Annotated in this window: 23 protein-coding genes, 2 tRNA genes and 3 pseudogenes; 17 read left to right on the top strand and 11 right to left on the bottom strand. The window is 33.3% G+C overall.

The window, feature by feature from the left end; all coding sequences use genetic code 11:
• Positions 1-23: 23 nt before the first annotated feature.
• Positions 24-1,634, bottom strand: coding sequence for a CTP synthase (locus tag OOK99_RS02840; protein WP_264720119.1), 1,611 nt, complete (start codon positions 1,632-1,634; stop codon positions 24-26).
• Positions 1,634-1,954, bottom strand: coding sequence for a preprotein translocase subunit SecG (secG, locus tag OOK99_RS02835; protein ID WP_007302593.1), 321 nt, complete (start codon positions 1,952-1,954; stop codon positions 1,634-1,636). Before secG ends, OOK99_RS02840 begins: the two co-directional genes overlap by 1 nt.
• Before the next feature lie 116 nt (positions 1,955-2,070).
• On the opposite strand from secG, the gene OOK99_RS02830 reads away from it, so the two are divergent.
• The gene (locus OOK99_RS02830; protein WP_015588396.1) at positions 2,071-2,595 is read left to right on the top strand and encodes a gamma carbonic anhydrase family protein; all 525 of its coding nucleotides are present in this window, start codon (positions 2,071-2,073) and stop codon (positions 2,593-2,595) included.
• Here the strand turns inward: OOK99_RS02830 and OOK99_RS02825 are convergent.
• Both OOK99_RS02825 and OOK99_RS02820 read right to left on the bottom strand, forming a co-directional pair.
• Entirely contained in the window at positions 2,585-3,634 is a 1,050-nt protein-coding gene (locus tag OOK99_RS02825; protein ID WP_264720118.1) for a hypothetical protein, read from the bottom strand. The two genes, OOK99_RS02830 and OOK99_RS02825, sit on opposite strands and share 11 nt — an antisense overlap.
• A 227-nt stretch (positions 3,635-3,861) precedes the next feature.
• Positions 3,862-4,608 (bottom strand): hypothetical protein, encoded by a 747-nt coding sequence (locus OOK99_RS02820; RefSeq protein ID WP_264720117.1) that lies wholly within the window; start codon positions 4,606-4,608, stop codon positions 3,862-3,864.
• A gap of 213 nt (positions 4,609-4,821) precedes the next feature.
• Between OOK99_RS02820 and OOK99_RS02815 the strand changes: the two are divergent.
• Positions 4,822-4,975 (top strand): annotated as a pseudogene (locus OOK99_RS02815) (IS481 family transposase); the annotation flags it as partial.
• 257 nt (positions 4,976-5,232) lie between these two features.
• On the opposite strand, the gene glmS reads toward OOK99_RS02815, so the two are convergent.
• From glmS to OOK99_RS02800, 3 genes are all read right to left on the bottom strand, one after another.
• Entirely contained in the window at positions 5,233-7,044 is a 1,812-nt protein-coding gene (glmS, locus tag OOK99_RS02810) for a glutamine--fructose-6-phosphate transaminase (isomerizing) (protein WP_010407205.1), read from the bottom strand.
• A gap of 8 nt (positions 7,045-7,052) precedes the next feature.
• Positions 7,053-7,466 carry a preprotein translocase subunit YajC gene (gene yajC / locus OOK99_RS02805; RefSeq protein WP_006012489.1) on the bottom strand — a complete coding sequence of 138 codons (414 nt, stop codon included), beginning with the start codon at positions 7,464-7,466 and terminating at the stop codon, positions 7,053-7,055.
• A 130-nt stretch (positions 7,467-7,596) separates the two neighbouring features.
• Positions 7,597-7,673, bottom strand: a tRNA-Asp gene (locus OOK99_RS02800).
• Positions 7,674-7,854: 181 nt separating this feature from the next.
• Here OOK99_RS02800 and rpsB point away from each other — a divergent pair.
• The 5 genes from rpsB to OOK99_RS02775 all read left to right on the top strand — a co-directional run bounded on the left by rpsB (position 7,855) and on the right by OOK99_RS02775 (position 12,013).
• Positions 7,855-8,670 (top strand): 30S ribosomal protein S2, encoded by an 816-nt coding sequence (gene rpsB / locus OOK99_RS02795; RefSeq protein ID WP_026092703.1) that lies wholly within the window; start codon positions 7,855-7,857, stop codon positions 8,668-8,670.
• A complete protein-coding gene (gene tsf / locus OOK99_RS02790; protein WP_264720115.1) occupies positions 8,667-9,512 on the top strand; it encodes a translation elongation factor Ts in 846 nt (281 codons plus the stop codon). Before rpsB ends, tsf begins: the two co-directional genes overlap by 4 nt.
• A complete protein-coding gene (gene pyrH, locus OOK99_RS02785) occupies positions 9,496-10,239 on the top strand; it encodes a UMP kinase (protein WP_264336766.1) in 744 nt (247 codons plus the stop codon). Before tsf ends, pyrH begins: the two co-directional genes overlap by 17 nt.
• Positions 10,240-10,246: 7 nt before the next feature.
• Entirely contained in the window at positions 10,247-10,804 is a 558-nt protein-coding gene (frr, locus tag OOK99_RS02780; protein WP_015588404.1) for a ribosome recycling factor, read from the top strand.
• Between the two features lie 192 nt (positions 10,805-10,996).
• A complete protein-coding gene (locus OOK99_RS02775; RefSeq protein WP_264720114.1) occupies positions 10,997-12,013 on the top strand; it encodes a substrate-binding domain-containing protein in 1,017 nt (338 codons plus the stop codon).
• 102 nt (positions 12,014-12,115) lie between these two features.
• Here the strand turns inward: OOK99_RS02775 and OOK99_RS02770 are convergent, their stop codons facing one another.
• A complete protein-coding gene (locus OOK99_RS02770; RefSeq protein ID WP_264720113.1) occupies positions 12,116-13,411 on the bottom strand; it encodes a hypothetical protein in 1,296 nt (431 codons plus the stop codon).
• 124 nt (positions 13,412-13,535) lie between these two features.
• On the opposite strand from OOK99_RS02770, the gene OOK99_RS02765 reads away from it, so the two are divergent.
• Both OOK99_RS02765 and dcd read left to right on the top strand, forming a co-directional pair.
• Entirely contained in the window at positions 13,536-14,993 is a 1,458-nt protein-coding gene (locus OOK99_RS02765; protein ID WP_264720112.1) for a TrkH family potassium uptake protein, read from the top strand.
• Between the two features lie 71 nt (positions 14,994-15,064).
• On the top strand, positions 15,065-15,622 hold the full coding sequence (gene dcd / locus OOK99_RS02760) for a dCTP deaminase (protein ID WP_006012513.1): 558 nt from the start codon (positions 15,065-15,067) through the stop codon (positions 15,620-15,622).
• A 313-nt stretch (positions 15,623-15,935) separates the two neighbouring features.
• On the opposite strand, the gene OOK99_RS02755 is transcribed toward dcd, so the two are convergent.
• A complete protein-coding gene (locus tag OOK99_RS02755; protein ID WP_264720111.1) occupies positions 15,936-17,177 on the bottom strand; it encodes a metallophosphoesterase family protein in 1,242 nt (413 codons plus the stop codon).
• A 190-nt stretch (positions 17,178-17,367) separates the two neighbouring features.
• Here OOK99_RS02755 and OOK99_RS02750 point away from each other — a divergent pair.
• The 8 genes from OOK99_RS02750 to OOK99_RS02715 all read left to right on the top strand — a co-directional run bounded on the left by OOK99_RS02750 (position 17,368) and on the right by OOK99_RS02715 (position 25,585).
• A tRNA-Leu gene (locus tag OOK99_RS02750) sits at positions 17,368-17,455 on the top strand.
• A 20-nt stretch (positions 17,456-17,475) separates the two neighbouring features.
• Positions 17,476-18,561 (top strand): GTP cyclohydrolase II, encoded by a 1,086-nt coding sequence (locus OOK99_RS02745; protein WP_127464237.1) that lies wholly within the window; start codon positions 17,476-17,478, stop codon positions 18,559-18,561.
• A 72-nt stretch (positions 18,562-18,633) separates the two neighbouring features.
• Positions 18,634-19,314 carry a VirB8 family type IV secretion system protein gene (locus OOK99_RS02740; RefSeq protein WP_007302609.1) on the top strand — a complete coding sequence of 227 codons (681 nt, stop codon included), beginning with the start codon at positions 18,634-18,636 and terminating at the stop codon, positions 19,312-19,314.
• On the top strand, positions 19,301-20,092 hold the full coding sequence (virB9, locus tag OOK99_RS02735; RefSeq protein WP_254230093.1) for a P-type conjugative transfer protein VirB9: 792 nt from the start codon (positions 19,301-19,303) through the stop codon (positions 20,090-20,092). The genes OOK99_RS02740 and virB9 overlap by 14 nt, the downstream gene beginning before the upstream one ends.
• A 16-nt stretch (positions 20,093-20,108) precedes the next feature.
• Positions 20,109-21,620: a TraB/TrbI/VirB10 family type IV secretion system protein gene (locus tag OOK99_RS02730; protein WP_264720110.1), complete on the top strand. Its 1,512-nt coding sequence runs from the start codon at positions 20,109-20,111 to the stop codon at positions 21,618-21,620.
• Between the two features lies 1 nt (position 21,621).
• Positions 21,622-22,614: a P-type DNA transfer ATPase VirB11 gene (gene virB11, locus OOK99_RS02725; RefSeq protein ID WP_007302612.1), complete on the top strand. Its 993-nt coding sequence runs from the start codon at positions 21,622-21,624 to the stop codon at positions 22,612-22,614.
• A gap of 30 nt (positions 22,615-22,644) precedes the next feature.
• Positions 22,645-24,663, top strand: a complete 2,019-nt coding sequence (locus OOK99_RS02720) for a type IV secretory system conjugative DNA transfer family protein (protein WP_211907957.1) — start codon at positions 22,645-22,647, stop codon at positions 24,661-24,663.
• Positions 24,664-24,763: 100 nt separating this feature from the next.
• Positions 24,764-25,585, top strand: a complete 822-nt coding sequence (locus OOK99_RS02715) for a P44/Msp2 family outer membrane protein (RefSeq protein ID WP_264720109.1) — start codon at positions 24,764-24,766, stop codon at positions 25,583-25,585.
• Between the two features lie 21 nt (positions 25,586-25,606).
• Here the strand turns inward: OOK99_RS02715 and OOK99_RS02710 are convergent.
• Both OOK99_RS02710 and OOK99_RS02705 read right to left on the bottom strand, forming a co-directional pair.
• Positions 25,607-26,218 (bottom strand): annotated as a pseudogene (locus tag OOK99_RS02710) (IS3-like element ISWpi17 family transposase); the annotation flags it as partial.
• A gap of 104 nt (positions 26,219-26,322) precedes the next feature.
• Positions 26,323-26,825 (bottom strand): annotated as a pseudogene (locus tag OOK99_RS02705) (transposase); the annotation flags it as partial.
• Positions 26,826-26,845 lie beyond the last annotated feature (20 nt).

Genomic DNA, 26,845 nt, shown 5'->3' with positions numbered 1-26,845 from the left:
TCTATTAGAAAATTTATTAAGTTCTATGAAACTCTGTTGTCAATAGCTGCCTTAATAAATGATGTAAAGAGAGGATGAGGAGAAAATGGTCTTGATTGAAATTCTGGATGAAATTGCACACCAATAAACCATGAGTGATTTTTTAGCTCCACTGTCTCTATGCATGTTTTATCTTCTGATATACCACTGCATATCATTCCATTCTCTTCTAAGTTACTTTTATAATCTAAATTAACTATATATCTGTGTCTGTGTCTTTCTGAAATAGTGACACTACTATACACATTTGCCATTTTTGAATTTGGACTTATATTACACTTGTATGTTCCAAGTCTCATGGTTCCACCAAGATCAACGTTCTTACCATCAGCGAGCTTGATGATTGGGTGTTTGCAAGTATAAAATTCTTCAGAGTGTACATCTTCAAGCTTAATAACGTTACGAGCAAATTCAATCACTGCAAGCTGCATACCAAGACATATTCCTAAAAAAGGAATGTTATTTACACGGGCATAGTTTATTGCTAATATTTTACCTTCTATTCCATTATCACCAAATCCTCCTGGAACAAGGACTGAATTAGAGCTTTGTAATTTTTCTCTGATAAACTTTGCATCTATAGATTTTCCATTCTCTTCTCTTGAGTTGACCCAATTTATCTTCACTCTAGCTTTATTACTAATTGCACCATGGTTTAATGCTTCAATCAGTGATTTATATGCGTCAGGAAATTCAGTATATTTTCCTACTATGGAAACGATAACTTCTTGTGTTGGATGTTTCATAGAGTGTACTATTTGGTCCCATTCAGGTAAGCTTGGTTTTGGCTTACTTAAGTGAAAGTGATCCAAAATTTGTGTCCCGAGCCCACATTGATTATACAAGGACGGTAACTCGTATATATGGTTTACATCAGGAGCAGGTATTACGTTAGATAAAGAAACATTGCAAAGATTGGCTATCTTTTCTTTTTGATTATCGGAAATTTCTTTTTCACTGCGACATAATATAATATCTGGTTGTAACCCCGCAGAGTTTAACTCTCGAACTGAATGCTGTGTCGGTTTTGTCTTTAATTCTTGTGCTGCAGTGAGGTATGGTATTAAAGTTAAGTGAATAAGGATAACTTTTTGCTTTCCTAGTTTATAATTAACTTGGCGTATAGCTTCCAAAAACGGTTGGCTTTCAATATCACCTACGGTTCCGCCTATTTCGCATATTACAAAATCTAAATCTTCTGTACCATTAAAAATGAAAGATTTGATTAAATCTGTCACATGAGGAATGATTTGCACAGTTTTGCCTAGATAATCACCACACCTTTCCTTCTTTAATAATTTATTATATACTTTACCAGTTGTTATATTGTCGTCCTTGGTTGCTTTAATTTTAGTAAAACGCTCGTAATGTCCAAGGTCTAAATCAGTTTCAGCACCATCCTCAGTAACAAATACCTCCCCGTGCTGAGCTGGGCTCATTGTTCCAGGATCAATGTTGAGATATGGGTCAAGCTTTCTGATGCGAACATTGAATCCATGAGCTTGAAGAAGTGCTCCCACACTTGAAGCAACTAAACCCTTACCAAGTGATGAAACAACTCCACCTGTAACAAAGATAAACTTGGTTTCTTTCATTAATTTTCAAATGGAACAGAAGTTGATTGGCCTTCTTGCTTCTTTTCTGATATAATTTTCTCTGCAATTGATTTTTTATGTACATCTTTTGAACATAATCCTGATAGTAACAGTGTATTTATAATGAACAGCCCAGCAACTATAGAAGTTATTCTACTGAGTGGATTTTCAGAAGACTTTACCGGAATTATTGAATTCATTCCCTGTTGTGAATTACTAAAGCCACTTAATGAACTACTTCCAGGTGGCTGCAGGAGCACTAAAATTACCAATACAACAACTAATATTATTTGAAGTACACTAAGTACTGTTACTGACATTATGAATAGAGCTAAAAATAAAGATTTTAGGAGCATAAGGATCATAAGTCAAGAATATCTTTACCCGAGTAACTTGACTACTGGAATCCAAGTATGTATTAAACCTTATTTAAATTATGAGCTATCACATTTTAAAATACAAAGATTATGAACCAAAAATGGATGAAAGTTCTTTTATCGCAGATGGTGTGCGTATCATAGGTAACGTTGAAATAGGAAGGAATGCGAGTATCTGGTTTAATTGTGTGATCAGAGGAGATGTTGGATCAATCAAAATAGGTGATGAAACGAATATTCAAGATGGCACCGTAATTCATGTAGATAGAAATCCAGGCGGTGATACGATTATTGGTAGTATGGTGACGGTTGGACATTTTTGTGTGTTACATGCATGCACGATACATGATAAAGCATTTATTGGTATGGGCTCTGTTATAATGGATCATGCGATTGTGGAGTCTGAAGCTATGGTAGCTGCTGGCTCACTGGTAACGCATGGGAAAGTGATAAAAAGTGGTGAAGTATGGGCTGGCAGGCCAGCACAATTCTTCAAAAAAATGTCAGATGAGGAAATTAAACATATTACACAATCTGCACAAAATTATATCATGCTGATGAAAGAATATAAGGCTATATGCTAGGTTGAGAAATCTTCAGCTCTGATGCACATTCTACGTTAACTACTTCAAAAGCTTCTTCAACTATAGAATGCTTATCAATATAAGGCTCAATCACTTTTTCAACTCTAGTTTGCTTATCAATATGCTGATTAATAAAACTACCTCTGACTAGAATATCCTTTATTGGCCAGTTTGTTTCTGTTGGAGTACCTGATAATCTAGCTGCAAATTTTATCGGTGCTGACGTTAGAAAAAGAGATATAGTATTATTTGAATTAAGATAGAAGTTTACATGATCTTTACAATCTTTTAGATTTATATCTCCCGGAAAATCTGATATTTGAGATTGTATATTTGCTTTTATGAAGTTCATCCGGCCGAATTTTTCAGTAAGTATCCCTACCTCTTTTGGAACTTCTAATGGGATGATAATATCATTGCTAATTCCATTTTCTTCTTGAGAAAAAAGTTCAGTGTATGCTCCTTTTTTTCTGTGTTTCTCAAAATACTTAGGAAAATACATATTAAGGTATTCAGAGTGTAGCTCTATACGATTTTTCTGGTCATCCTCTAGAGTAAATGTGTATTTACCACCATTTTGCTTAAGCTCGCACAATTTAAATTTACTAAGGTCAGAGTCTGGAAATGGCTTTTCAATTTCAAAAGCAAGTGTAAGAGTGTGCGTTGTGTGATCAAATTCATTTTTTTCTTGTAGACCATCTTGTAGACTATAGTACTTATTTTTTTCATATTCCTTTTTTTCTCTATTAGCATTAACTTCCTGTTCATTAAAACTTTCAACAGCATAAAAAAATTCTTCTTCATCTAGCTCTTCTCCTGTTAGAGCATCCTCAAACACATCCTGTTCATCCTCTAAATCAATCTCATTACCTTTCGTTTCTATTTTATTCTCTATACTTATTTTTTTTGTATGGTCATTTCCATTGCTAGCAGTTGTTTGATGATGTGTATCGTTAGTTTGAAAAAATCTCTTTACTTTTGATATTAAGCTAATCCATGAAAGTCTGACTTGATTAAGTAGCCATTTAAAACTCTTCATTGTTTTACCTCAACCTAATTACTAAAAATTGTAACAGAATAAATTAAATATGTCAATAAGATACACAAATTGTACTAACTGGGAATTAGTGGCAGCACTTAACATCTGTGTAAATTTTGACATAGGCGTTTTCTGCATTTTAACCAAATCAGTAAAGAGAACACCATTGATATTCTCCTTTTAGAAGCAACTTGAATAAAACTGATAAAGTTTGAATTAAAGTGTGATTAGGAAAGTGAGTGATGAGAACTCTTTATTTGGACTTCTTTTGATTCATCTATTTTAGTATTAGGTCTTAGTGTTGTGTGTGTAGCACCACCAGCTACGAGTGCAGATGCTGTAGCTATGATAATTATTGCTAACATACTTAGTCTAGTTGTGTGCTGAAGTATAGTATTTGCTATCAGTCCAACAGCAAGACCAACACCAATAACAGCAGTGTACAACATTATCGAATTTGAATCAGATACGTAATTTGTGAGCTCTTTGGAACACTCTTTTGCTAATCCTTTTACTGCTCTCTTGAGTTTGTTTTGATCTTCTTCTGTTCCAGTACCTGATTTTAGTCTCTTACATAACTCTTGTATTTTTTCACCTTGTACTTCTGCCAGCTTTTTTAGCTCCGTAGACAATTTCTCTATTTTTGTTCCTTTCAATTCTACTATTATTTTCTTGAAACATGGCATCATTATTTGCTCTGTTTCTTCTTCTACTTGATTTTTTAATGCTATTATTTTATTCAATTGTTCTTCTGATATTTCAGTGTCTTTTTTTAGTTCCACTGTAACCTTTGTTTTTTCTAGCTCCGATATTACGTTCATTAATGCGTGAAATGCACTCCATAGCTTTTCACCAGAATTCTGACTCCGTTTTGGTAACATAGGCTGACTACTTTTGAACTTTTTTGGTGATATAGGCTGATTTTTACCATCTTTAAGCTTTTTTGAGTTTTCACCAGCACTTACTTTAACCATAATAAACCTCGCATATTAAATAATGCTATTACATAATATCTTTAAAGCTTAAGGTCAAATAGTATCTTTACATAATATAACTTATAAACAGAAAATTTTAGTGTAAATTGACATATTTACTTTGTGCTATGGTTTGAGATAGAATAACAACTTGCTTCAAATATGGAAAGGCAGTACAACTCTATAATCAAGTTACTGAACTCTCATTTACTCCTCTTTTTTTGTAAAACAATCTACAATTTATTAGAAGATCTTCAGATAGACGTTGATCATTGGTTGCGTTTTTACAGTGAGACAAGACCTCATTCTAGTAAATATTGTTATGGCGATGTAGACTTTCCTGAATAGAAAACATATTGCTTTTTAGAAAAATATTGGTAGCATTACATTAAGAGACTGATATTAGTTTTCAATTTTTCTGTTAGTTAATTCTTGCTTGCTAGGTTAAGTTGTGTCTGGTAACCATAATGGCAAATCTTGTTAATTTGAGGCGTGGATTTTAGCCTCTTTCATCCTTACATTAGTTACATATTCTTTCGCAGAGGGCTAATGAATTTATTAGTAAAATTCAGTAATTTATAACTGACAATGAGAGCTGTTAATTAGCAACTCACTTTAAATAAGTTACTCAACTGTGACAGATTTAGCTAAATTTCTCGGGCAATCTACATCTAACCCTTTTTTTTCTGCAATAGAATAAGCAAGAAATTGCATAGCAACACTGTAGATAATTGGAGAAACAAAATTGTCAACTTCTGGAAGTTGCACCACATCTATGCAAATTCCCTTTAAGAGCGGTGCTCCTTGCTTATCACTAAAGGCAATTACTTTACCTTTTCTTGCAATAATCTCTTGTATATTGGATAGCGTTTTAAAGAATAAATTATCGTAAGGAATAATTGCGATAACAAGTACAGTAGAGTCTATCAAAGCGATAGAACCGTGCTTCATTTCTCCCGCTGCAATACCAATTGTGTTGATATATGAAAGCTCTTTTATCTTCAATGCACCTTCCATTGCAACTCCATATGAGCTTCCTCTCCCAATTATAATTATATTATTGTGCTCTAATATACTGCCTGATATATGTTGTATTTCCATCACATTCAAAACATGCTCTACATGTTCGGGAATGGAATTAATAGCACCGCTTAGTTCCTTTATCCTCTCTCTACCCAGTATACCTTTTATTTTTCCAAGCTCTACAGCAAAGCATGCTAAAATTGCAAGCTGCGTAGAAAAGGTTTTTGTCGAAGCAACACCAATCTCAGGTCCAGCAAGAGTATGCAATACAATATCTGAGGCTTTTTCTATGCTGCTATTAAATGTATTAATTATGCTAATGATCATTTGTTTCTGCAATCTCGCATAACGTAGTGCTTCCATAGTATCTGCAGTTTCACCAGATTGAGAAATGAATAAGCCAATACTACCTTCTTCGAGCTTGACGCTGCTATACCTAAATTCTGACGAGATTTCTAGATATACCCGAATTTGAGCAATACTTTCCAGCCAACACTTTGCTATTAGTCCAGCAAAATAGGATGAACCGCATCCAACTATAGTAATGTAACCTAGTTCAGAAAATAATTCTTTGTTGATTTCTTTATATTGTTTATAAAATTGATTTATTGTTTTGTTTAATGCATACGGTTGCTCAAAAATTTCTTTTAGCATAAAGCTAGGGTAACCATTTTTACTAATTAGAAAATTTCTTGGACTGCTATTTTCTGTTCTGCGTTTAACTTGTATACCATTATTATATATACTGAATTCGTTAGATTTTATTACTGCAATATCATTATCTTCTAAATGCAATATTTTTTCTACAAATGAATTCAAAGTATTAGTATCAGAAGCAGCAAACACTTTATTACAGTTATATCCTATTGCTAAAGGCAAATTTCTTTTTGCAACAAATAAAGTATCTGGATATTCTGCAAATAATAAAGCCAAAGCAAGTGAACCTTGTAAATTGTTTAGACACTGTAATATAGAATCAACTGGTGATAACCCTTCATCAAGATATGAAGTTAATATGTTTGGTATCACTTCTGTATCAGTATCGGTGTGGAAAGATACTCCCTTTTCCTCCAGATCCTTTTTTAATATATTGTAATTTTCAATTATGCCATTATGAGCAACAACAACATTATTTATATAAATGGGATGAGCATTTTTAAGATTTGGAGCTCCATGTGTAGCCCAACGAGTATGTGCTATACCAACTTTGCTACTAGATATCTTGCTCTCATGAACAACTTCACACAATCTTTCAACTTTACCTTCTGATTTTTTTACTTCTATCTTACCTCTATTATTTATAATTGCTATACCTGAAGAGTCATAACCTCTGTATTCCAATTTTTGCAACGCGGTTAGTAAAGTTGGTATTACTGAATCACCGCTACTTACTATACCTAATATTCCACACACTTCTTAAATTATGAAGCATTTTTGTCTTTTTTACTTTCCTCTAGTTTATTTTTCTTGCCATTCTTTTCAACTTTGCTTTTTTCAATAGATTTAGCTACTGGCTTTTGAATTTCTTTATTTAAGATTTCAGATATAGCAGACTTTAGGATTTTTATTTCAATTTTTGGTGCTATTTCTAGTATTAGTTGTGCATTTACTTCGTCAACTTTGTTTACTTCACCTATTATTCCACTAGAAGTAATAACCGTATCACCACGTTTTATTTGATCTATCATCCTTCTATGTTCTTTTAGTTTTTTGTGATTGGGGCGAATAATGAGAAAATAAAATACTACAAATATTAAAATGAGTGGAATAAAGCTAGCAACAGATGCTGATACATTGTTAGTCGCATCTGCCGCAAAAACCTCAGAAATGAACATATTTAATCCCAATTATTAACGATAAAGTTAAATAGATTAAGCAGCAATTACAATATCATGTCAAGTCTCTGAAAGAAATTAATTCAAATTAATAAGAAACTTAAGGAATTTTAAGGTGTTTCTGCTGTAATGGCGGGAGTGATGAGACTTGAACTCACGACCTCATGCGTGACAGGCATGCGCTCTAACCAACTGAGCTACACCCCCCATTGCTTTTTAACGTTTGCAATCTTAAAGCTAATCAACGTGTTGCTACTTGTCAATATTTTTTGTTTGCGCTTTTTTGTCTTTTTTATTACTATGTAAATAACTTAATTTCACACATGGCTTATGCAAGTAGTCCCGTTAGGGTTATGCCATGGAGGATAAACTATTTGGAGGAGTAAATATGACAAATTTGCCTAAAGTCACTATACGTGATTTAGCTGAATCTGGTGTGCATTTTGGCCATAAAGTTAGTCGCTGGAATGCGAAAATGGCCCCATATATATATGGTGTACATCAACAGAATCGTATACACATAATAGACTTACGAAAAACATTACCATTGTTAGAGGCGGCGATGAAAGCTTTATACGATGTTGCATCTCAAGATGGTCGCATTTTATTTGTTGGTACGAAATTTCAAGCTTTAGATATTGTTGCAAGTGAAGCGGTTCGTTGTGGTCAATATTATGTAAATGATCGATGGCTTGGTGGTATGCTTACTAATTGGAACACTGTTTCTTCTTCGATAAAAACTTTGATACAATATGAGAAAATATTAAATGATGAAGATAGTATCTTAACAAAAAAAGAATTAGGAAATATTGAAAAGAAAAGAAAAAAGCTTGATAAAGAATTGGGTGGCATTAGAGAAATGGGAGCAGTTCCTGATATTTTATTCATTATTGATACTAACAAAGAGCATATAGCGGTTAAAGAGGCTAAAAAATTAGGTATTCCTGTAGTTGGAGTACTTGATACCAATTCTGACCCAGATGATATTGCCTATCCTATACCAGGAAATGATGATTCAAGAAAATCAATAGAGCTCTACTGTAAATTAGCTGCTGATTCTATATTAGCTGGAATAGAGTCTAGTTTGACAAGGTCTAGAGTTAAGGATGATGAGCTTATTCAAGAAAAAGAAGGGGGTATTGTGCAAACTAAAAAGAAGCGTATGAAGGATGAAACAGAAAGGGAGGTAATAGTAAGTAAATGAAGATGGATTCAAGTAGTATAAGGGAATTACGCGATAGAACAGGGCTTGGCTTAAGCGATTGTAAGAAAGCGTTAGAAGAGTGTGATGGTGATATTAAGAAAGCCGTTGATAGGTTACGTACAATAGGATTTGCTAAAGCTGACAAAAAGTCTGATAGAGTAGCTTCAGATGGGCTTATTGCTATGTGCTTGGCTAAAAATTATGGTGTATTGGTTAAAGTTAATTGTGAAACTGATTTTGTTGCTAGAAATGAGAAGTTCATAGCATTAGTTTCAAATTTAGCATCAATTGCTTGTCAAGAACGTTGTACTAGTCTTGATGAGTTAAAAAATGCCAAATATGAAGATGTTGGTACAGTGCAGGAAGCTATTATGAGTGGTACATCGGTTCTTGGTGAGAAGTTAGAGTTAAGCAATCTTTGCTACCTAGAGACTGAGGATGGGATTATTGCTGGCTATGTACATGGTGATATGCATGGCTTAGGTAAGATTGGTGCTTTAGTAGCATTGCAATCATCTGGTGATAAACAAGAGATTGGAAAGCAAATAGCTATGCATGTAGTTGCTATGAAACCTGAAGCTTTATCTATAGATGATTTAGATCAAGAAAAATTAAACAATGAGCGTTCTATAATTGAGGAGCAAGTAAAGAGCTTAAATAAACCTGAAGAGGTAGCGAAAAAAATAGTAGATGGACGAATGGCTAAATACTATGAAGAAGTTGTTCTGCTAGAGCAGAAGTTTATAAAAGATGATAAAATGAAGATTGCTGATTTTATAGAATCAAGTGCTGTTAAATTAGCTAATTATAAGTTACTTACTTTGGATGATGCAAATAAGTAACAAAACTTCAGAAGTAAAATACCCCAGAGTGTTATTCAAAATCTCTGGGGAGGCTTTGATGGGATCAAAGCTATTTGGCCATGATATGGAAGTGATAGATAAACTATCCAAAGACATAGTTGAAGTTTGTAATCTCGGAGTTCAAGTTTGTATTGTTGTTGGTGGTGGGAATATTTTTCGTGGTGCATCAGCATCTTTAAGTGGCTGTGAAAGAGCAAGCAGTGATTATATTGGAATGCTTGGCACTGTCATTAATGCTTTAATTTTGCAGAATTTTTTAGAAAAAAGCTCTATAGTTTCTAGGGTATTATCTGCTATACCTATGACTACCATATGTGAGCCTTATATAAGAAGGAAGGCTATTCATCATTTAGAAAAAGGTAGAGTTGTCATTTTTGCAGCAGGTACAGGTAACCCATTTTTTACCACAGATACAGCTGCAGCTCTACGTGCTGTTGAAATGAATTGTGATGTTATTCTAAAAGGTACGCAAGTAAGAGGTGTATATTCTGCTGATCCAAAAAAAAATGAGGATGCTGTGATGTATGATAGGCTTTCTTATACAGATTTGCTAACTCGTGATTTAAAAGTTATGGATGCATCAGCAATTTCACTTGCTCGTGAGAATTCTATCCCGATTATAGTTTTTTCTTTAAAAAGAGAAAAAATGGTCGATATTATTAAGGGTCAAGGTACTTATACTATAGTCTCAGATTATAAACATTAGGTAATTTATGTTAAACGAAATAAAAGCTAAAACAAAAGAAAGAATGCTAAAAACTATTCAGTCTTTTCATGATGATATGAAAGGTGTACGTACTGGTAGAGCTAACTCATCATTACTTGATGGTATAGTTGTAAATATCTATGGTGGACATCAAAAACTGAACCAAGTTGCAGGCGTTTCAGCTATAGATAACAAAACTCTATCAGTTAAAGTTTGGGATGCTACTGTTATCGGTGAAGTAAAAAATGCGATAATCAATGCTAACCTGAATTTAAATCCTGTTGTTGAAGGAAATACTATACGTATAGTTCTTCCAGACTTAACGCAAGAAACTCGTGAAAAATTAGTGAAATTATTGCATCAATTTTCTGAAAATGCACGAGTTGCAATTAGAAATATACGCAGAGATGTTATGGAAGAAATAGAGGAAATGAAGAAAAATAAGGAAATCTCAGAAGATGATTTTCATGTTGCCAAAAAGGAAATACAAAACATTACTGATGATAATGTAAAAAAAGTCGATGATGACTTATCTATTAAAGAAAAGGATATATTGCATCATTAAGTTAATATGGAAGAATTTTTCAGTATTGAAAAACATAAGAGTATTTGATACAGGTGTAATTGTATGAATGCTGTGATTCAGATCTCATCATTACGCACACATTTGATCGTTATACCTTCTAAAATCTAGAAAAAAAGCTTTTCAGTTTGATTTTTATTACGATAATTAAGTTTACACTCTTGAACAAAAACGATGCTGAAACGCTTTTTCCTTATTTTTGCATTTGTATTACTCGTGCCACTTTCAGATGCTGATGCCAGAAAATATATCAGAATTGTTGGATCTTCAACTGTTTTTCCTTTTATCTCATTTGTATCTGAGGAATTCAGTCGTATATTTCCCTTTAAAACTCCAGTTGTAGAATCGATAGGAAGTGGATCAGGGTTCAAAATGTTTTGTTCAGGAATAGGGAAAGGCACACCAGATATCACCACTTCATCTCGCCCTATGAAGGAAGTAGAGAGAGAATTATGCAAAAGAAATAAAGTGAATGAAGTAATAGAGATCATAATCGGCTATGATGGAATTGTTATTGCAAATTCAAATCAAAGCCATAGATTTGATTTTACAAAAAATGACCTGTTTGAAACTTTATCTTCATATTCTGAAGACAATGATAGATTAGTAAAGAATAACAAGAAATTTTGGTCTGATGTAAATCAAGCTCTACCAAAAACAGAAATTAAAATCTATGGTCCACATCAAAATACAGGTACACATGAAACTTTGATTAATTTTATTATGCTTGATCAATATTCATGCATGAACTCAAGGATTTTCAAAGAGAATTATCAAGACCAAGAAAAAAGAAAGAAAGCATGTAGTAATATCAGAGATGATGGAAGGTATATAGAAGTTGGAATTAATGAAAACATAATAATACAAAAATTGAAGAGCAATAAAAATGCTTTAGGAATATTTAGCTTCAGCTTTTTAGCGAAAAACCAAGATGAGATTCAAGGAAGCACAATCGCAGGAATTGAGCCAACTTATAAAAATATATCATCGGGGGAGTATATGTTAGCAAGGCCTTTATATCTTTATATAAAGAAAGAACACTTAGATACTGTTGATGGATTAAGGGAATTCATTAGAGAAGTTGTAGACTCTATTAGTACTGAAGGTGGATATTTATCTAGACTTGGCTTAATTCCACTTTCAAGCGAAAATATAAAAAAAGTCTTGGAAAAGGTTCGTGATATAATATGATGACTTTGATATTTTTTTATTCTGGATACTAGGTTAAAAATAGAACGTTTAAATTTCTTGTTTTTATTGTTATCATACTTAGATTTCCTAAGAACTTATTTACTACAAAATACAACAAGTTCTATTTATTTGAGAAAGTTGTGCGTCTTGTAGAACAGATTTTGTTGTAGGTTTCTCTGTAGCTATTTCAAGGTTTTCTTCTATGCTTTTTTGTTCTGTGTAATCTTTAACTTCTTGAATGAAATCTTCAAGCCACTTCTCACTACCTATCTTAGCATGTCGTTGTTGCTCACCTTTAAGAAGTTTTATTACAGCTGCATCTTGATTTTCAGGAGCTCTTTGATTTTTAAGCCACGAGTCACGAATATCAGGAGAAGCGTTTTTCAAATGAGCTTCAAAGGTTGCTTTTTTGTCTTTTGTACTTTCTTCTTGTTGATCTTGATGGAATTTAAGCCAGAAATCGCAAATATCAGGAGAAGCTTTATCCCAAAGAAGTTTAGTAATTTCTTTTATATTGCTCAGATCTTCTTGTTTCAATCTTTTACCATCACCGGTACGTAGTTTTTTAAGACCAACGTACAGAGGGTAAAGTAAAAGGGTAGTTTTGCTCGGTGAATGTATAGGTCTATTTAAAATCATTTCTAGATTTGTATCACAATCTTCTAATACTGCTTTAACTTTTTCAATTTTCAAAGAATTTATTGCTTCACATAATTTGCAATGAAGGGTACCTATTCTTCCTAAATTTTCCACTTTTTGCATAGCTCTATCACGAATATCATTTTTCTGATGAGATTCTTCATAAGTTCGTTTGGTAGCTTTTTCAGTGCACTTTCTATTATAATTCTCAATTTCTGGAATAAATTTTTTAACATCAAAATTTGAACTATAATTAGCTGATTTGATTGCACTATCACTCAAGAAGACACGAGTGTTTTTATCAGCTTTATCCCAAAATGCCTTAATGATATCTCCTTCTTGTTTTAAAATAGCAAAATCTAAGATAGTATAATTACCATCGAACTTACTCCTTAAAACCTTTTGTGTATAATCTATATTCTCCTCAGAATTAATTTTTTTGATTATGTTTAGGACTTCTCGAAGACTGCTATTCACAACTGCAAAACGTAATGAATTTTGAGTTGCTTTACGCTTATTCCATAAAGCATTAGTGTATTCATTAGCTTTCTGCTGAAGTGTCTGAATGATTTCTTCATTTCCTATGGATTTAGCAACATCAAAGATTGTACGACCACTCGGGAATTGGCTTCTGAAAACCTTTTGTATATTACTGTAAGAATTAATATTGAATATATTCTGGACCTCTTGAAGATTGTTATTCAAAATTGCAAAATATAATGATTCTTGAGTTTTAATAAGGCCACAATCTAATACCATACCCTACCTCTATCTCTTATGGCAAATTTAGCGCTATAATTATACGTATTTATAATCAAGTCAAGAGAAAAAATTAGCAAAGCGGTTGAAGTTTTAATAACATATAGCTTTCACGTTGCTATCTATGGAAAATCTGCAAGTTTTACGTTCAATTGCGTTTATTGTGGGAATTTTTCTATTGTTGTTTGGTGTAGCAATGCTTATTCCTGCTATTACTAATAATTATCTAGGTTACGAATGGAAAAATTTTCTGGTTGGATTTATAGTTACCTGCATATTTAGTGCGATTTTTATTCTACTGGGTAAACTAAGTAGGTTACATGGAATGCCGGCAATTTTTGCGATTACCAGTTGTACCTGGATTGCATTATCTCTATTTGCAGCTATTCCATTTTATCTTGATAGTTTAAGCTACATTGATGCACTGTTTGAAGCAGTATCTGGGATTACAACCACAGGAGCAACTGTTCTAAGTTACATCGAGCAACAATCTCCGGGGATACTACTGTGGAGAGCAATGCTGCACGGTATAGGTGGTTTTGGAGTAATTACAGTAGGAATTGCAGTTTTTCCCATATTTAAAGTTTTGAGCTTAAATAACTTGCTATATTCCGAATACTCAGATGCTATTAAAAAACGGCTACCGCATACGCGAAGCGTAGTGATACATATTACAGAAATATATTATGGCCTAATTTTATTATGCATACTTTCATATTATCTAGCTGGCATGCCATTATTTGACGCAATATGTCACGGGATGTCTACCGTGTCAACTGGTGGATTTGCTAACTATAACGATTCTATAGGCTACTACAATAACCCTATATTGGAGGTCATAACAATTATCTTTATGATTTTAGGCTCTTTACCTTTTATGAGCTATTTAAAAATTATAAGACGATTAGACGTTTGTTATGATGAACAGGTCTCTTACTTTATTAAGATAGTTGTTATCTCATCTTTGCTTGCTTGTTTTTGGTTATATAAAAATTTTGACTTAGGAGTATTTTTATCATTTAGGTACAGCACATTCACCATTACCTCCTTTATCACATCAACTGGCTATGTAATGTGCAACTACTTGAATTGGAGCTTTATTTCAGTCTTAGCTTTCTTTTTAGCCTTTATTGGTGGATGTGGTGGTTCTGCTAGTGGTGGAATCAAAATCTTCCGTTTAGTCATTTTTCTAAAATCTATAAGGAATTACTTTAGCTCTTTATTAAATCCAAGTGAAAGCGATAGAGTAAAACTCAATGGTAAAATACTGGAAAATGATGAAGTTCAATCCGTCTTTACGTTTTTTGCGATTTACATGTTAACGTTCACTATATCATCAATAATGATGTCTTACTTGAGCAATGCGGACTTTATAACTAGCATCAGCTCTGTTTCTGCAATGCTTACAAATTCTGGCCCAGGATTTAGTAACCTAATAGGTCCTTCAGGTAATTATTCCTCCTTTAGTGGTGGAGTAAAGCTATTTCTATCGTTTTTGATGCTGCTTGGCAGGCTTGAAATATTGCCAATTTATTTTTGTATAGGTAGTTTATACTGGAAACTTTGCCATTCCAGAGTGTAACGCTAATTCAGGTTTACATTTAAATTCTATTACATATTATTATAAGTATTACAAAACTTTAAAGGACAATTATGGCAGTTATGCCAGATAAATGGATAAGGGAAAAGGCTGAAAACTCTAGAATGATAGAGCCTTTTGTGAATCATAAAAGCAGTAAGGGTGTTGTATCTTTCGGATTATCATCTTATGGCTATGATGCAAGAGTTAGTAATAAGTTTAAGATTTTTACTAATGTTAATTCAGCTATTGTAGACCCCAAGAATTTTTCTGAGAATAGTTTCATAGATAAGGAAACAGATGTATGTATAATCCCACCAAATAGTTTTGTACTTGCCAGCACGGTGGAATATTTTCGTATACCAAGGAATGTACTGGTAATTTGTGTTGGTAAATCAACTTATGCAAGATGTGGTATTATAGTAAACGTCACACCTTTAGAGCCTGGATGGGAAGGTCACGTCACACTTGAATTCTCTAACACTACTCCACTTCCTGCAAAAATTTACGCTAATGAAGGAGCATGCCAGTTTGTATTTTTAAGCGGCGAAAGTGAGTGTGAGAAGTCATATGATGATATGAAAGGAAAATATATGAATCAACATGGTATCACTTTGCCGCTGGTGAAATAATCTGTAATTGCGGTAAATTTTTGATCATTGGCAGCCACTTCTCCACACTGCTTCCATACATATTCTCAACTTCTCCTCGCTTTTACTGTGTATTCTTTTTGTGCTCTTTAAAACGGTAACTTCTCTATATTTATTGTCATTAGGCTAAGTTACCGCTTTTTTCCATTTTTATACTTCCTGCTCTTGATTAATTTGACCTGCTAACATTTTGTTTACAGGGCCTGCTATTAACTCTGCACAATTTATTCTCATGGTAAAAACTTCTTCTCTACTTTTTTTCGGTAAGGTCAGTAATCGATAACAACAAATAGTCCTAATTTAAATTTGTTTTGAGTTTAAAGTCTTTCGTTAGGTTTGCAGAATACATTTCCTTATTATCTTGGTTATAGAAAGTAAATTTGTGATCATCTAAACTTAATATTGCAAAGCCAAAGCCGAAAAAGTTTCTAACTTCGTGTGCTAAGTAATTTCTACTATTTGGATAGTTAAATTCTACATTTTGATAAACAGGTTCTTGATCTTGAGCGTGTAATAATGCACCGCCGTTTCCAACTATAATCTGATCTGGAACATCATCCATTAATAAAATCTGGGCTATATGAATGTGGCCAGAAACTATGGTAGTAACATTGTTTGGAAATTTATCTCCAAAAGCTTCAATTTGTGTAAGATTACCATGGCTTTTTAATGTCAAAAATTCTTTTTTTGGAGATCTCCAAAGCGGTTTATGAGTCAAAAACCACGTGGGCTTATCTTGTATCAATTTATCAAATTGTCTCTCAAAAGCATCAACTGTGCTTTGGGTTGTAAAAATTTCCTCACCGGATGAAGAGTCGAAGATAAAAAACTTCATCGGCCCAGTATCTAAGAACCAACTGGAAATAAGATCTTCACATTTTTGAGGGAAAAAGGGGTATGAATCTAAATATCTGAACCATCCTTCATAAGCTCTATTACAACTCTCATGATTCCCACGAACAAAAAGAAAAGGAGATTGTGTTAAAATATCTTTTGCAGGCTCAAACCAATCAGCGTACCAAGCTTCTTTGCTATATCCATAAATATCGCCGCACTTTTTTGTGTTTCTACATTTTGTTTGTCTATAATGATAATCACCAACATGGATAATTAAATCTGGTTTATGAAAAGCGATTGAATCTAAATTTTTTTTCAGAGGCCAGTTATCTACAGAATTACATTCTTGCTGAAATAACATATTTATTCTACATCCTGTATCGCCAATGAAGGCAATTTTGCTGATCTTTTCCGCTAATACGGGAACTTTTATATTGTCAATACTAATGTTTTGAGCATTTGTTTCTACTATCAGTTCACAAACTGTTTCGGTATTGTTAATTGAGCTGCGACTTAGCATTTCTACTTCCTTATTATCGACGTAAGCAATGGGACACATGTTATTGTCTATAATCGCACGTATGCTTAATTTATTTTCTGGAATGATTTGAGACCATGTGTACAATATTTGTGCATGATTAGAGTGAAAGCTAATTGTAAGAGATAGAATTAAAAAAATGAAGATATTAGCTACTTTCATTTGTATAAAAACCTAAATTAAGAATTAGTATTAAGATTATCTTAAATGATTAAAGTTTGTAACCATAAAATTCATAGTTAAATTATACAGGCATTTCCTAAATTATCCTAGTATCAGATTGACACTTTAGATGAAAAATCCTAAAATGATTAAGTAATTTAAAGTAATTATATAGAAACTAGAATAAAGTGCGGTCGTGGTGGAATTGGTAGACACGCAGCGTTGAGGTCGCTGTGGCTCACAAAGCCTTGGAAGTTCAAGTCTTCTCGACCGCACCAAGTTGTTTGGTGTAGGTGAAATGTTTATAGGAAATCAAAGTAGAAATAAAGTAGAAAGGGCCATCAGTGAAGTCAGGCGTGGTCTTCCAATTTTAATATATGATGATGAAAATAACTATCTATTGCTTGCTGCTGCTGAAACTTTAGAAAAAAATTTATTTAGTCAATATAAGCTTATATCAGGTAATGTGTATGTTACTTTGACTGCAAGTAAGGTAAAATACATATGTCAGAGTAAAGAACATAGTAGCAAACGTCTGTTGATAAGCAATTTTGATGAACTGCTCCATTTAATAAACTGTTCAAAGGAAGGTAGCATAAAAGAGTTGCAATGCTCAAAGACAATAGATGCGTATGCTGTTGCCTTGCTTAAGTTCTCAGAATTATTGCCATACGCGTTAGTGGCTGATATGACTTTTGAGAATAAACATGAAATGCGAAATTGGTGTGAAGAAAATGACATTATTGTACTAAATACGTTACTTGTGAATGATTTTCAACAAAATCATAGTGTGTATGAAGTGTGCAAAACATCATTATTTTTAAAACAGACTCAAGAAGTAGATATCATATCTTATAGAACCAAAAGTGGCGGAAGAGAACATTATGCAATTATCATTGGCAATCCAGATAAAGATAATGAGCCATTAGTGAGAATTCATTCTGCATGCTATACAGGAGACTTATTAGACAGCTTATCATGTGATTGCAGAAGCCAGTTACATCAAGCGATTCAAATAATGACCGACTTTGGGAATGGCATTATATTATACTTGATGCAAGATGGGAGAGGCATTGGTTTAACTAATAAGTTAAGAGCATACAGTATGCAAAGAAAATATAATCTTGATACTGTTGATGCAAATAGAGTATTGGGTTTTGAAGATGATGAAAGGAGCTTTGCTGTTGCAGCTAAAATACTTAAGAAATTGAACATTAACAAAATACAATTACTTACAAACAATGGTAGAAAGTTATCAGAGTTGAAAAATAACGGTATAGAAGTTACAAAGTGTGTACCACTTATTATGGAACGCAATGAATATAATGATTCATATATGGAAACAAAATTTGGCAAGTTAGGCCATGGATTAAGGGTTTATTAGCTTTTTTGTTATAACTACTTTGTTAGCTTGCTATGTTAATTAATATAAGTTAAGATTTTTAAGAATATTGAGATGCTGAAATTTTTAAAACAAGAAAAAAGTAATGAGTCATTGGATAAGGATATAAATTGGAATTCAAGTCGCTATAGCACAGTTGTTGCTCAGAGAAATACTTTACTTTTATTTACATTAATATTACTAGTTGCAATTTCTATAAGCATATTAGCTATATTTAAAATTAGCACAAGTAGCACTATTGAGCCATTCGTTATAGAAATTGATAAAAAGTCAGGCATAGTGCAATTGGTTGATCCTGTTACAGTAAAACAATATTCTGCAAATGAAACGCTGAACGATTATTTTATTTCAGAGTATATAAAAGCAAGGGAGGTTTTTGACCCATATAATTATAATTATAATTATTATACAAAAGTAAGGTTGTTTTCTTCGCCTAGTGTATATAGTGAATTTAGCAATTATATAAAATCGCAGAATATGAATGACCTTTTTAATTTATATTCAGATGCTAAAGGTGAGTTGAAAATTCGTTCAATTCAAAAATTAGGTAATGATGCTCTTCAAGTGAGATTTTCTATAGAATTTACACGAAAAGATGGAAATTCCTCAAGGAAAAATAAGATAGTTGTGATGTCGTATAAATATGCATCGCTTGAAATGAATGATCAGCAAAGATATATTAACCCGTTAGGGTTTCAAGTTATTTCATATAGAGTAGATGATGAATATGTGTAGGATATTGTTAGTTTTAGCTTTACTAATAAGTGGCAACTTAAATGCATCTATTAATAATAAACCTATTTCTGTAGATAGTAGAATAAAGACTTTTGTATATAGCCCTAATGAGGTGTTTACAGTAATTTTTAGTCAAGGTTACTATTCTTATATTGAGTTTGCAGAAGGGGAAAAAGTCAAAAATATTGCTGTTGGTGATGCATCAAGTTGGAAAATTAATCCTTATGATAATAAACTGCTTGTCATGCCATTTGAAGTCAGTAGTCGCACTAACATGATTATTACGACAACTAAAAAGAGAAATTACATTTTTGATCTAATTTCAAGACCAAATTACGATAAATACCCAGATGCTGATGCTAAAAAAGTGGATCATGATTATTCCGTTGAAAAGGATATATCTTACGTAATACGTTTTTATTATCCTCAAGAAGAAGATGAATTTGATGTTGATTTAGATGAGGTTTCTTTACCTACTCAAATGCAATACATTACAGAAAAGCCAGAAAAAATAATACAAGAAAATAATACGAGGTACAACTATACATATATTGATGAAGGTGGTAACGTAGATATAGTTCCAATTGAGTTATTCGATGATGGTTATTTAACCTATTTAAAGTTTAGAAATAGTAATAAAATTCCTCAGATTTTTATAGAAGGGGAATCCTGTAAAAGGCTGTTATTTGATGATTATGTTGTAATAAAAGGAGTACATAAAAAGCTATTAATGCGTTATGAAGGTAGTGAAGTTGAAGTTATAAATAGGTCACTTTAGTTGTGGTACATATAATATGAGTAAAGAAAGGCATAATAGTGTAGAAGATGAATCAGAGATAGAAAGCAAGGTAGTAACAGTTGGCTCTAATCAAGGTTACAAGGCATTGATGATAGTTATGGTAGCGCTCTTAGTTGGTGGAGTGTACTATCTTTATTTTAGTCCTTCTAATAAAGAGGGTCCAGAGATTGTTAAAAAAGAGGAAACAAAGCAAAACATTCAAGAATTGAAAGGAAAGTTAGAACAAGTTCCAGATAATGTAGTAGTTTCCGAGAGGATAGCAACTGATCTCTTGCCACCCTTACCTCCTCTTCCTATTCCACAAGTCATACCAGAAGTAAAACAAATCAAAAAAGAGGAAGTGACAAAAAAAGAAGAGCAACTAAAAGAAATTCCCTTGTCAAATATACCTGTTTTACCAAAGCAAAATTTTCCTTCTGGTAATGTTATTAGCAATTTGCCTACTTCATTTCCTACAATAGGGGGTGGCGGTTATCCTAGAGACAGACGTAGTGCACAAATGTTAGCAATTTCAGGTAGTAGTGGGGAAGGTAAAGCTACAGATGCTGTTTTATCCAATACCTCAGCACAATCGAGCAAAGCTACCAAAGCTGGAAAGCTTGGTTTAATGATTATTCAAGGTAAAGTTATTGACGCTATTCTTGAAACTGCAATAAGTTCTGACTTACAAGGAATGCTCCGTGCTGTTGTTAGTAGAGACGTTTATGCAGAAACTGGTGATACAATTTTAATACCAAAAGGTTCAAGGTTAATAGGTGGTTATTCATTTGACTCAAACGTTGCAAAAGCCCGCGTGAACATAAATTGGAATAGGATCATTCTTCCTCATGGTATAGATGTTGCTATTGCATCATCTGGTACCGATGAGCTTGGAAGGGCAGGGATAGCTGGAATAGTTGATAATAAAATAGCAAGTGCATTATTCTCTTCAGTGGCACTTGCTGGTGTTTCGATTGGTTCAGCTGTTGTAGGACAAAAAGCCTCTAATCTTATCGATGCGCTAACTGCCATGGATGCAGTGAAGTCTATTACTGCAACTGAAATAGATATTTCTTCTCTCAAAGGGGCTATTGTTGAGAGATTGGAGAATTCTATAAAAACTGAAGTTGGGAAGGTAGGAGACGAAAAATGGAAATTGGGTATTAGGGCTATTGAAAAAATTCGAAATGCTAAAAGTGATCAGGATTTGCTGAGAATAATAAAGGAAGAAATAGTAAGTGTGATAAAAAGTTCTGGAGCTAGTGGAGTTGGTACAATTACTAGTGACAATATCGGTATAACTTTAGACGATGTACGTCAACTGTTGAGGCAAACTCAGAAAAGAAGCAAATCTGTTTATGATGAAGCAATTGGGAAGTCAATCAATGATTTTTCCAAAGACATGCGAGATATAGTTGATAGGAGTGTAGATAAAAAACCAACTATTTATGTTAATCAAGGAACTGCATTGAAAGTATTTGTTAACCAAGATATAGTATTTCCTCCACAGTCAATATTAAATAACTGAAATGAACTATGCTGCACTTGATACATACTTGGAGCCATTACAAGGGATATTTCAAGAGGAAGGTGTAAATGAAATATCAATAAATAAACCGAAGGAAGTATGGATTGAAAATCGCGGTGAAATAAGATGCGAAAAGTTAGAAATATTTGATCTTAATCATTTAAAATCTCTTAGCAGGTTGATTGCTCAAGCTACAGAACAAAAACTGAGCGAAGAGACACCGCTGCTTTCAGCTACATTACCAAATGGTTATCGTATACAGATAGTGTTTCCTCCAGCATGTGAGCCTGATAAAGTAGTCATTTCAATTCGTAAACCTTCTTCTATGCAATTGGCATTGGATGATTATGAAAAAATGGGGGCTTTTTCTGAAACTGTTATAGGAGTGACCGATAATCCAGTAGATCGTCACCTAGATTTGCTACTGAAACAAAAAAAAATAAAAGAGTTTTTAGAATATGCTGTAATAAGTAAGAAAAATATCATAATTAGTGGTGGAACTTCCACTGGTAAAACCACTTTTACTAATGCTACTTTGCGTGCTATTCCATCTGAAGAAAGAATTATTACTGTTGAAGATGCAAGAGAGATAGTTTTGAATGATCATCCGAATAGAGTACATCTTATTGCTTCTAAAGGAGGTCAGGGTAGGGCAAAAGTGACCACTCAAGATTTGATAGAGGCATGTTTACGTTTAAGACCAGATAGAATAATAGTTGGTGAGCTGCGTGGAGCAGAAGCTTTTAGTTTTCTTAGAGCAATAAACACTGGCCACCCAGGGTCAATATCAACTCTTCATGCGGATAGTCCGGCAATGGCTCTTGAGCAAATAAAACTTATGGTTATGCAAGCAAATCTTGGAATTCCCCCAGATCAGATCATACCATACATTAGAAATGTAATTGACATTGTTATTCAACTCAAAAGGACCAGTGGTGGAAAAAGAAGCATTTCTGAAATATTATTTACTAGATCTTCAAATGAAAATACTTAAATTTATACGTAAGTTAAGAAAAAGTAGTTTATGAGTAATGGAAATCACCTACGCAATATTCTCATAGGAGGTGTAGTATCTTTTAGCATACTTGAATTTTGCTTCTATTTGTCTGGTATATTATTCTACCTGTTTGTTGACGGTCCAGATGGTGTAGATTTTAGAGCAATTAATCCTAGCTTGACACCTTTTCCTCAAGCTCTCTGGCCGACAATTTTTGATCATATACAATATTGTTGGCATCATCCAGAGCTATATAGCTTTGAGCTCAAAATTAAATTAGTTGTATCTTCTGTACTGCCTCAAATTGTTTTGATGATTATTTTGTGGAATGTGAGAGAAAGACTAATTGAGTGGCGGCCATTTAAAAAGAAAGAATCACTTCATGGAGATTCACAGTGGGCATCAGAGAAAGACATACGAAAAGCGGGATTAAGAAGCAAAAAAGGTCTATTGCTTGGTAAAGATAAGAGAGGATATTTTATTGCTGATGGGTTTCAGCATGCATTGCTCTTTGCACCTACAGGCTCTGGTAAAGGTGTTGGTTTTGTAATTCCTAATTTGTTATTTTGGAATGATTCGGTAATTGTGCATGATATAAAATTAGAAAACTATGAAATAACAAGTGGTTGGCGAGAGCGACAAGGACAAAAAGTATATGTATGGAACCCAGCTCAGCCAGATGGGGTAAGCCATTGTTATAATCCACTGGAATGGATTAGTGAAAAACCTGGACAGATGGTTGACGATGTGCAAAAAATAGCTAACCTAATCATGCCTGAACAAGATTTTTGGCAAAACGAAGCAAGAAGCTTATTTGTTGGGGTGGTACTATATTTACTTGCTGCACCAGAGAAAGTTAAATCTTTTGGTGAGGTTGTGCGTACGATGCGTAGCGATGACGTAGTTTACAATCTTGCTGTAGTTTTGGACACAATGGGTAAAATAATACATCCGGTAGCGTATATGAACATTGCAGCTTTTTTGCAAAAGGCTGACAAAGAAAGATCAGGTGTTGTGTCAACTATGAACTCGTCGCTTGAATTGTGGGCAAACCCATTGATCGATACTGCAACTGCATCAAGTGATTTTAATATTTTGGATTTTAAAAAGAAGAAAACTACAGTTTATGTTGGTTTAACTCCTGATAACTTAACTAGGCTCAGGCCTTTAATGCAGGTTTTTTACCAACAGGCAACTGAGTTTTTATGTAGAAAATTGCCATCGGATGACGAGCCTTACGGCGTATTATTTTTAATGGATGAGTTTCCAACACTTGGAAAAATGGAGCAATTTCAAACGGGCATCGCATACTTTCGTGGCTATCGAGTAAGGTTATTTTTAATTGTTCAAGATACTGAACAGCTTAAAGGAATATATGAAGAAGCAGGAATGAACTCCTTTTTATCAAACTCAACCTATAGAATAACTTTTGCAGCCAATAATATTGAAACGGCTAATTTGATATCTCAGCTTATAGGAAACAAAACTGTACAACAAGAATCATTAAACAAACCTAAATTTTTAGACTTGAATCCTGCATCAAGATCATTGCATATCTCTGAAACACAGAGAGCATTGCTCTTACCTCAAGAAATTATTATGCTGCCACGTGATGATCAGATAATTTTGATAGAATCGACTTATCCAATTAAGTCAAAGAAAATTTTGTACTATAGTGATAGCACATTCACAAGAAGGCTGATTAAACCAACACGTGTGCCTACACAAGAGCCATATGATCCAAACAAGGTCTTTTCTGCTGCTAACAAAGATAAGATTAGTAATGAAGAAGAGAGTAATGCTATTGAAGCTGCTGATTATCCTGTTGAAGCTAAAACTGAAGATGCAATATACGATGAGCCAGAGATTGAAGATGGATTTGAAGACGAGGATATTGATGATAAGTTTGAAGGTGGTGATGGGTTTGATGATGAGGAAGACGATGATGGGTTTGATGATGAAGACAGTAAGGATGAATTTGACGATGATGATGAATTTGAAGATGAGGACAAACTAGACGGCAATAAAATCGAGGATAGAGGTTAATTTTACCTATTTTTTAGCTTAGAAAATAATTAGTTTTTTCATATTAAATCATTTTTAATTAATTAGTACTAGATTAGCTATTTTAACTAGAGGAATAGTCATGATGAGTAAAAAAACATTAGCAGTTACAGCACTTGCTTTATTGTTGTCACAACAATCTTTTGCAAGTGAAACAGAAGGATTTTACTTTGGTGGTGGATATTACGGTCAATATTTGAACTTGGGTAAGTTGAAAGCAAAAATTGGAGGCAAAGATGCTAAAGATGATAACCGTGTATCTATAAATGACATAGACGCTCAGAGAACAGAAGGTCAGTTAATAAGTAAGTATAAAGGAGATTATAACCCACCTTTTGCTGCAAATGTAGCACTTGGTTACACAGGAGAACTAGGCAATAATAGCTATAGAGCTGAATTAGAAGGAATGTATTCTTCTGTGAAAGTGGATAATGTTGGTTTAACAAGCGGCCAGATGACAATATCGTACACAGAAGGTGGCAATCGATATGGATCAATTATTAACCATGACAAAATTGAGAACATATCTGTAATGGCAAATGTTTATCATTATTGGAAAAGTGATAGTTTCTCTTTTTCTCCCTACGTCGGTATTGGAATTGGTGCAACAAAAATGACGATGTTTGAAAAATCATCAATAAGACCTGCAGGTCAATTAAAGGCTGGCTTTGATTATCATATAAATGAAGATGTAAATATGCATATCGGATATAGAGGTTTTGGTGTTATTGGTAGCAGTGAATACAAACCAGAAACTTTAAAGTTTGATGATAAAGCAAAAAAAATGGCTCAACAAACAGGTAATGATAAAATGTATAATGCACCCATTTGTCTAGACCATTTTTTTCAAAGTGATCCGATTTTTAAAATGAATATGTTGATAAATACGTCGACACACATTTAAAGTATTTATCAATATATTCATTTACTGTTTATAATAATAAAGATCAGCAGGAACTTTATAATGTAGAGTCTGATGTCGCCTTCTATAGTTATACCAAGCAACAAAATCATTTATTATAAGATTTAAATCTCTGATACTATTTGGTCTATAATAATATATAGCTTCTTGCTTTAAAGTTCTCCATAAGCGCTCAACAAATATATTGTCGAAGCAACGTCCTTTATGGTCCATACTGATTTTAATATTAGCACGCTCTAATTCCATAATAAAGTTGTAGCTAGTAAACTGCACCCCCTGATCACTATTAAAAATCTCAGGTTTACCTTGTTTTAGAGCTTCTTTGAGAGTATAAAGGCAAAATCCAGCATCGAGATATGGTGATAATGAATGAGCAATAATATAGCGACTATACAAGTCCATTATTGCCACAAAATAGATAAACTTACCTTCTACCATAATATATGTTATATCAGTAGCCCATACCTGATTAACTCTACAAATAATCAAATCTTTGAGTAAATAAGGATATATTTTATGCTTTTTTTCTTTAATACTTGTATTACATCTTTTTCTACAATACAGCCCACTAATCTTCATTTTTTTCATAATTCTTAAGATTTTTTTGTGATTGACTATAGTGTTTTCTAAAATAAATGATAGTGCACTAACATACAAACTCGCAGCTTTTAGGGGGTAATCTCGTAATGAAAATTTATCATTCATTTTCGAAACTACTATACTACTCCACTCGCTATGATTTCAGCAGTAATTTTACGATATCCATAACGGCAATCAGAAGCCAAATATACTTCTTGAATCAAATTTGCTACTTCACTTTCGTTATTAATTATAGGCCTATAATATAGGCTAGATCTGCAAATCCCCAATAAATCAGCCTGTTTCCTAATTGACAGATCAGAATCTTTTTCTATAAACCTTACTCTATCTTTTTTGCTTATTTCAGTAATTTTTTTTTCAAATAGCTATTTTCCACTGTCAATTCTCCTATTACTTTATGTAAACTTTCTATTTCTTGCGCTAAGATTCTTTGTTTTCTCGCACTTTCACTTTCTTCAACAAATAGGTCTTTTAACCTTGCCAATACTCTATCACGCCAATCATATAGATTTGTTGATGGTATTTTATATTCACTACATATCTCAGCTGTGCTTTTTTGATTTTTTATTGCTTCCAAAGCTATCTTTGCTTTTAACTCTGGTTCATATTTTTTTGTTGCCATACTTTTACCCCTTTACCTTC

This window comes from Wolbachia endosymbiont (group B) of Eucosma cana (assembly GCF_947250645.1).
In the GTDB taxonomy this organism is placed as follows: domain Bacteria; phylum Pseudomonadota; class Alphaproteobacteria; order Rickettsiales; family Anaplasmataceae; genus Wolbachia.
This window is presented reverse-complemented; position numbering and strand designations above follow the sequence as displayed.

Excerpts from the sequence above, each read along its gene's own strand:
- OOK99_RS02840 (WP_264720119.1), bottom strand. The coding sequence starts at position 1,634 with ATGAAAGAAACCAAGTTTATCTTTGTTACAGGTGGAGTTGTTTCATCA.
- secG (WP_007302593.1), bottom strand. The coding sequence starts at position 1,954 with ATGTCAGTAACAGTACTTAGTGTACTTCAAATAATATTAGTTGTTGTA.
- OOK99_RS02830 (WP_015588396.1), top strand. The coding sequence starts at position 2,071 with ATGAGCTATCACATTTTAAAATACAAAGATTATGAACCAAAAATGGAT.
- OOK99_RS02825 (WP_264720118.1), bottom strand. The coding sequence starts at position 3,634 with ATGAAGAGTTTTAAATGGCTACTTAATCAAGTCAGACTTTCATGGATT.
- OOK99_RS02820 (WP_264720117.1), bottom strand. The coding sequence starts at position 4,608 with ATGGTTAAAGTAAGTGCTGGTGAAAACTCAAAAAAGCTTAAAGATGGT.
- yajC (WP_006012489.1), bottom strand. The coding sequence starts at position 7,466 with ATGTTCATTTCTGAGGTTTTTGCGGCAGATGCGACTAACAATGTATCA.
- rpsB (WP_026092703.1), top strand. The coding sequence starts at position 7,855 with ATGACAAATTTGCCTAAAGTCACTATACGTGATTTAGCTGAATCTGGT.
- tsf (WP_264720115.1), top strand. The coding sequence starts at position 8,667 with ATGAAGATGGATTCAAGTAGTATAAGGGAATTACGCGATAGAACAGGG.
- pyrH (WP_264336766.1), top strand. The coding sequence starts at position 9,496 with ATGATGCAAATAAGTAACAAAACTTCAGAAGTAAAATACCCCAGAGTG.
- frr (WP_015588404.1), top strand. The coding sequence starts at position 10,247 with ATGTTAAACGAAATAAAAGCTAAAACAAAAGAAAGAATGCTAAAAACT.
- OOK99_RS02775 (WP_264720114.1), top strand. The coding sequence starts at position 10,997 with ATGCTGAAACGCTTTTTCCTTATTTTTGCATTTGTATTACTCGTGCCA.
- OOK99_RS02770 (WP_264720113.1), bottom strand. The coding sequence starts at position 13,411 with ATGGTATTAGATTGTGGCCTTATTAAAACTCAAGAATCATTATATTTT.
- OOK99_RS02765 (WP_264720112.1), top strand. The coding sequence starts at position 13,536 with ATGGAAAATCTGCAAGTTTTACGTTCAATTGCGTTTATTGTGGGAATT.
- dcd (WP_006012513.1), top strand. The coding sequence starts at position 15,065 with ATGGCAGTTATGCCAGATAAATGGATAAGGGAAAAGGCTGAAAACTCT.
- OOK99_RS02755 (WP_264720111.1), bottom strand. The coding sequence starts at position 17,177 with ATGAAAGTAGCTAATATCTTCATTTTTTTAATTCTATCTCTTACAATT.
- OOK99_RS02745 (WP_127464237.1), top strand. The coding sequence starts at position 17,476 with ATGTTTATAGGAAATCAAAGTAGAAATAAAGTAGAAAGGGCCATCAGT.
- OOK99_RS02740 (WP_007302609.1), top strand. The coding sequence starts at position 18,634 with ATGCTGAAATTTTTAAAACAAGAAAAAAGTAATGAGTCATTGGATAAG.
- virB9 (WP_254230093.1), top strand. The coding sequence starts at position 19,301 with ATGAATATGTGTAGGATATTGTTAGTTTTAGCTTTACTAATAAGTGGC.
- OOK99_RS02730 (WP_264720110.1), top strand. The coding sequence starts at position 20,109 with ATGAGTAAAGAAAGGCATAATAGTGTAGAAGATGAATCAGAGATAGAA.
- virB11 (WP_007302612.1), top strand. The coding sequence starts at position 21,622 with ATGAACTATGCTGCACTTGATACATACTTGGAGCCATTACAAGGGATA.
- OOK99_RS02720 (WP_211907957.1), top strand. The coding sequence starts at position 22,645 with ATGAGTAATGGAAATCACCTACGCAATATTCTCATAGGAGGTGTAGTA.
- OOK99_RS02715 (WP_264720109.1), top strand. The coding sequence starts at position 24,764 with ATGATGAGTAAAAAAACATTAGCAGTTACAGCACTTGCTTTATTGTTG.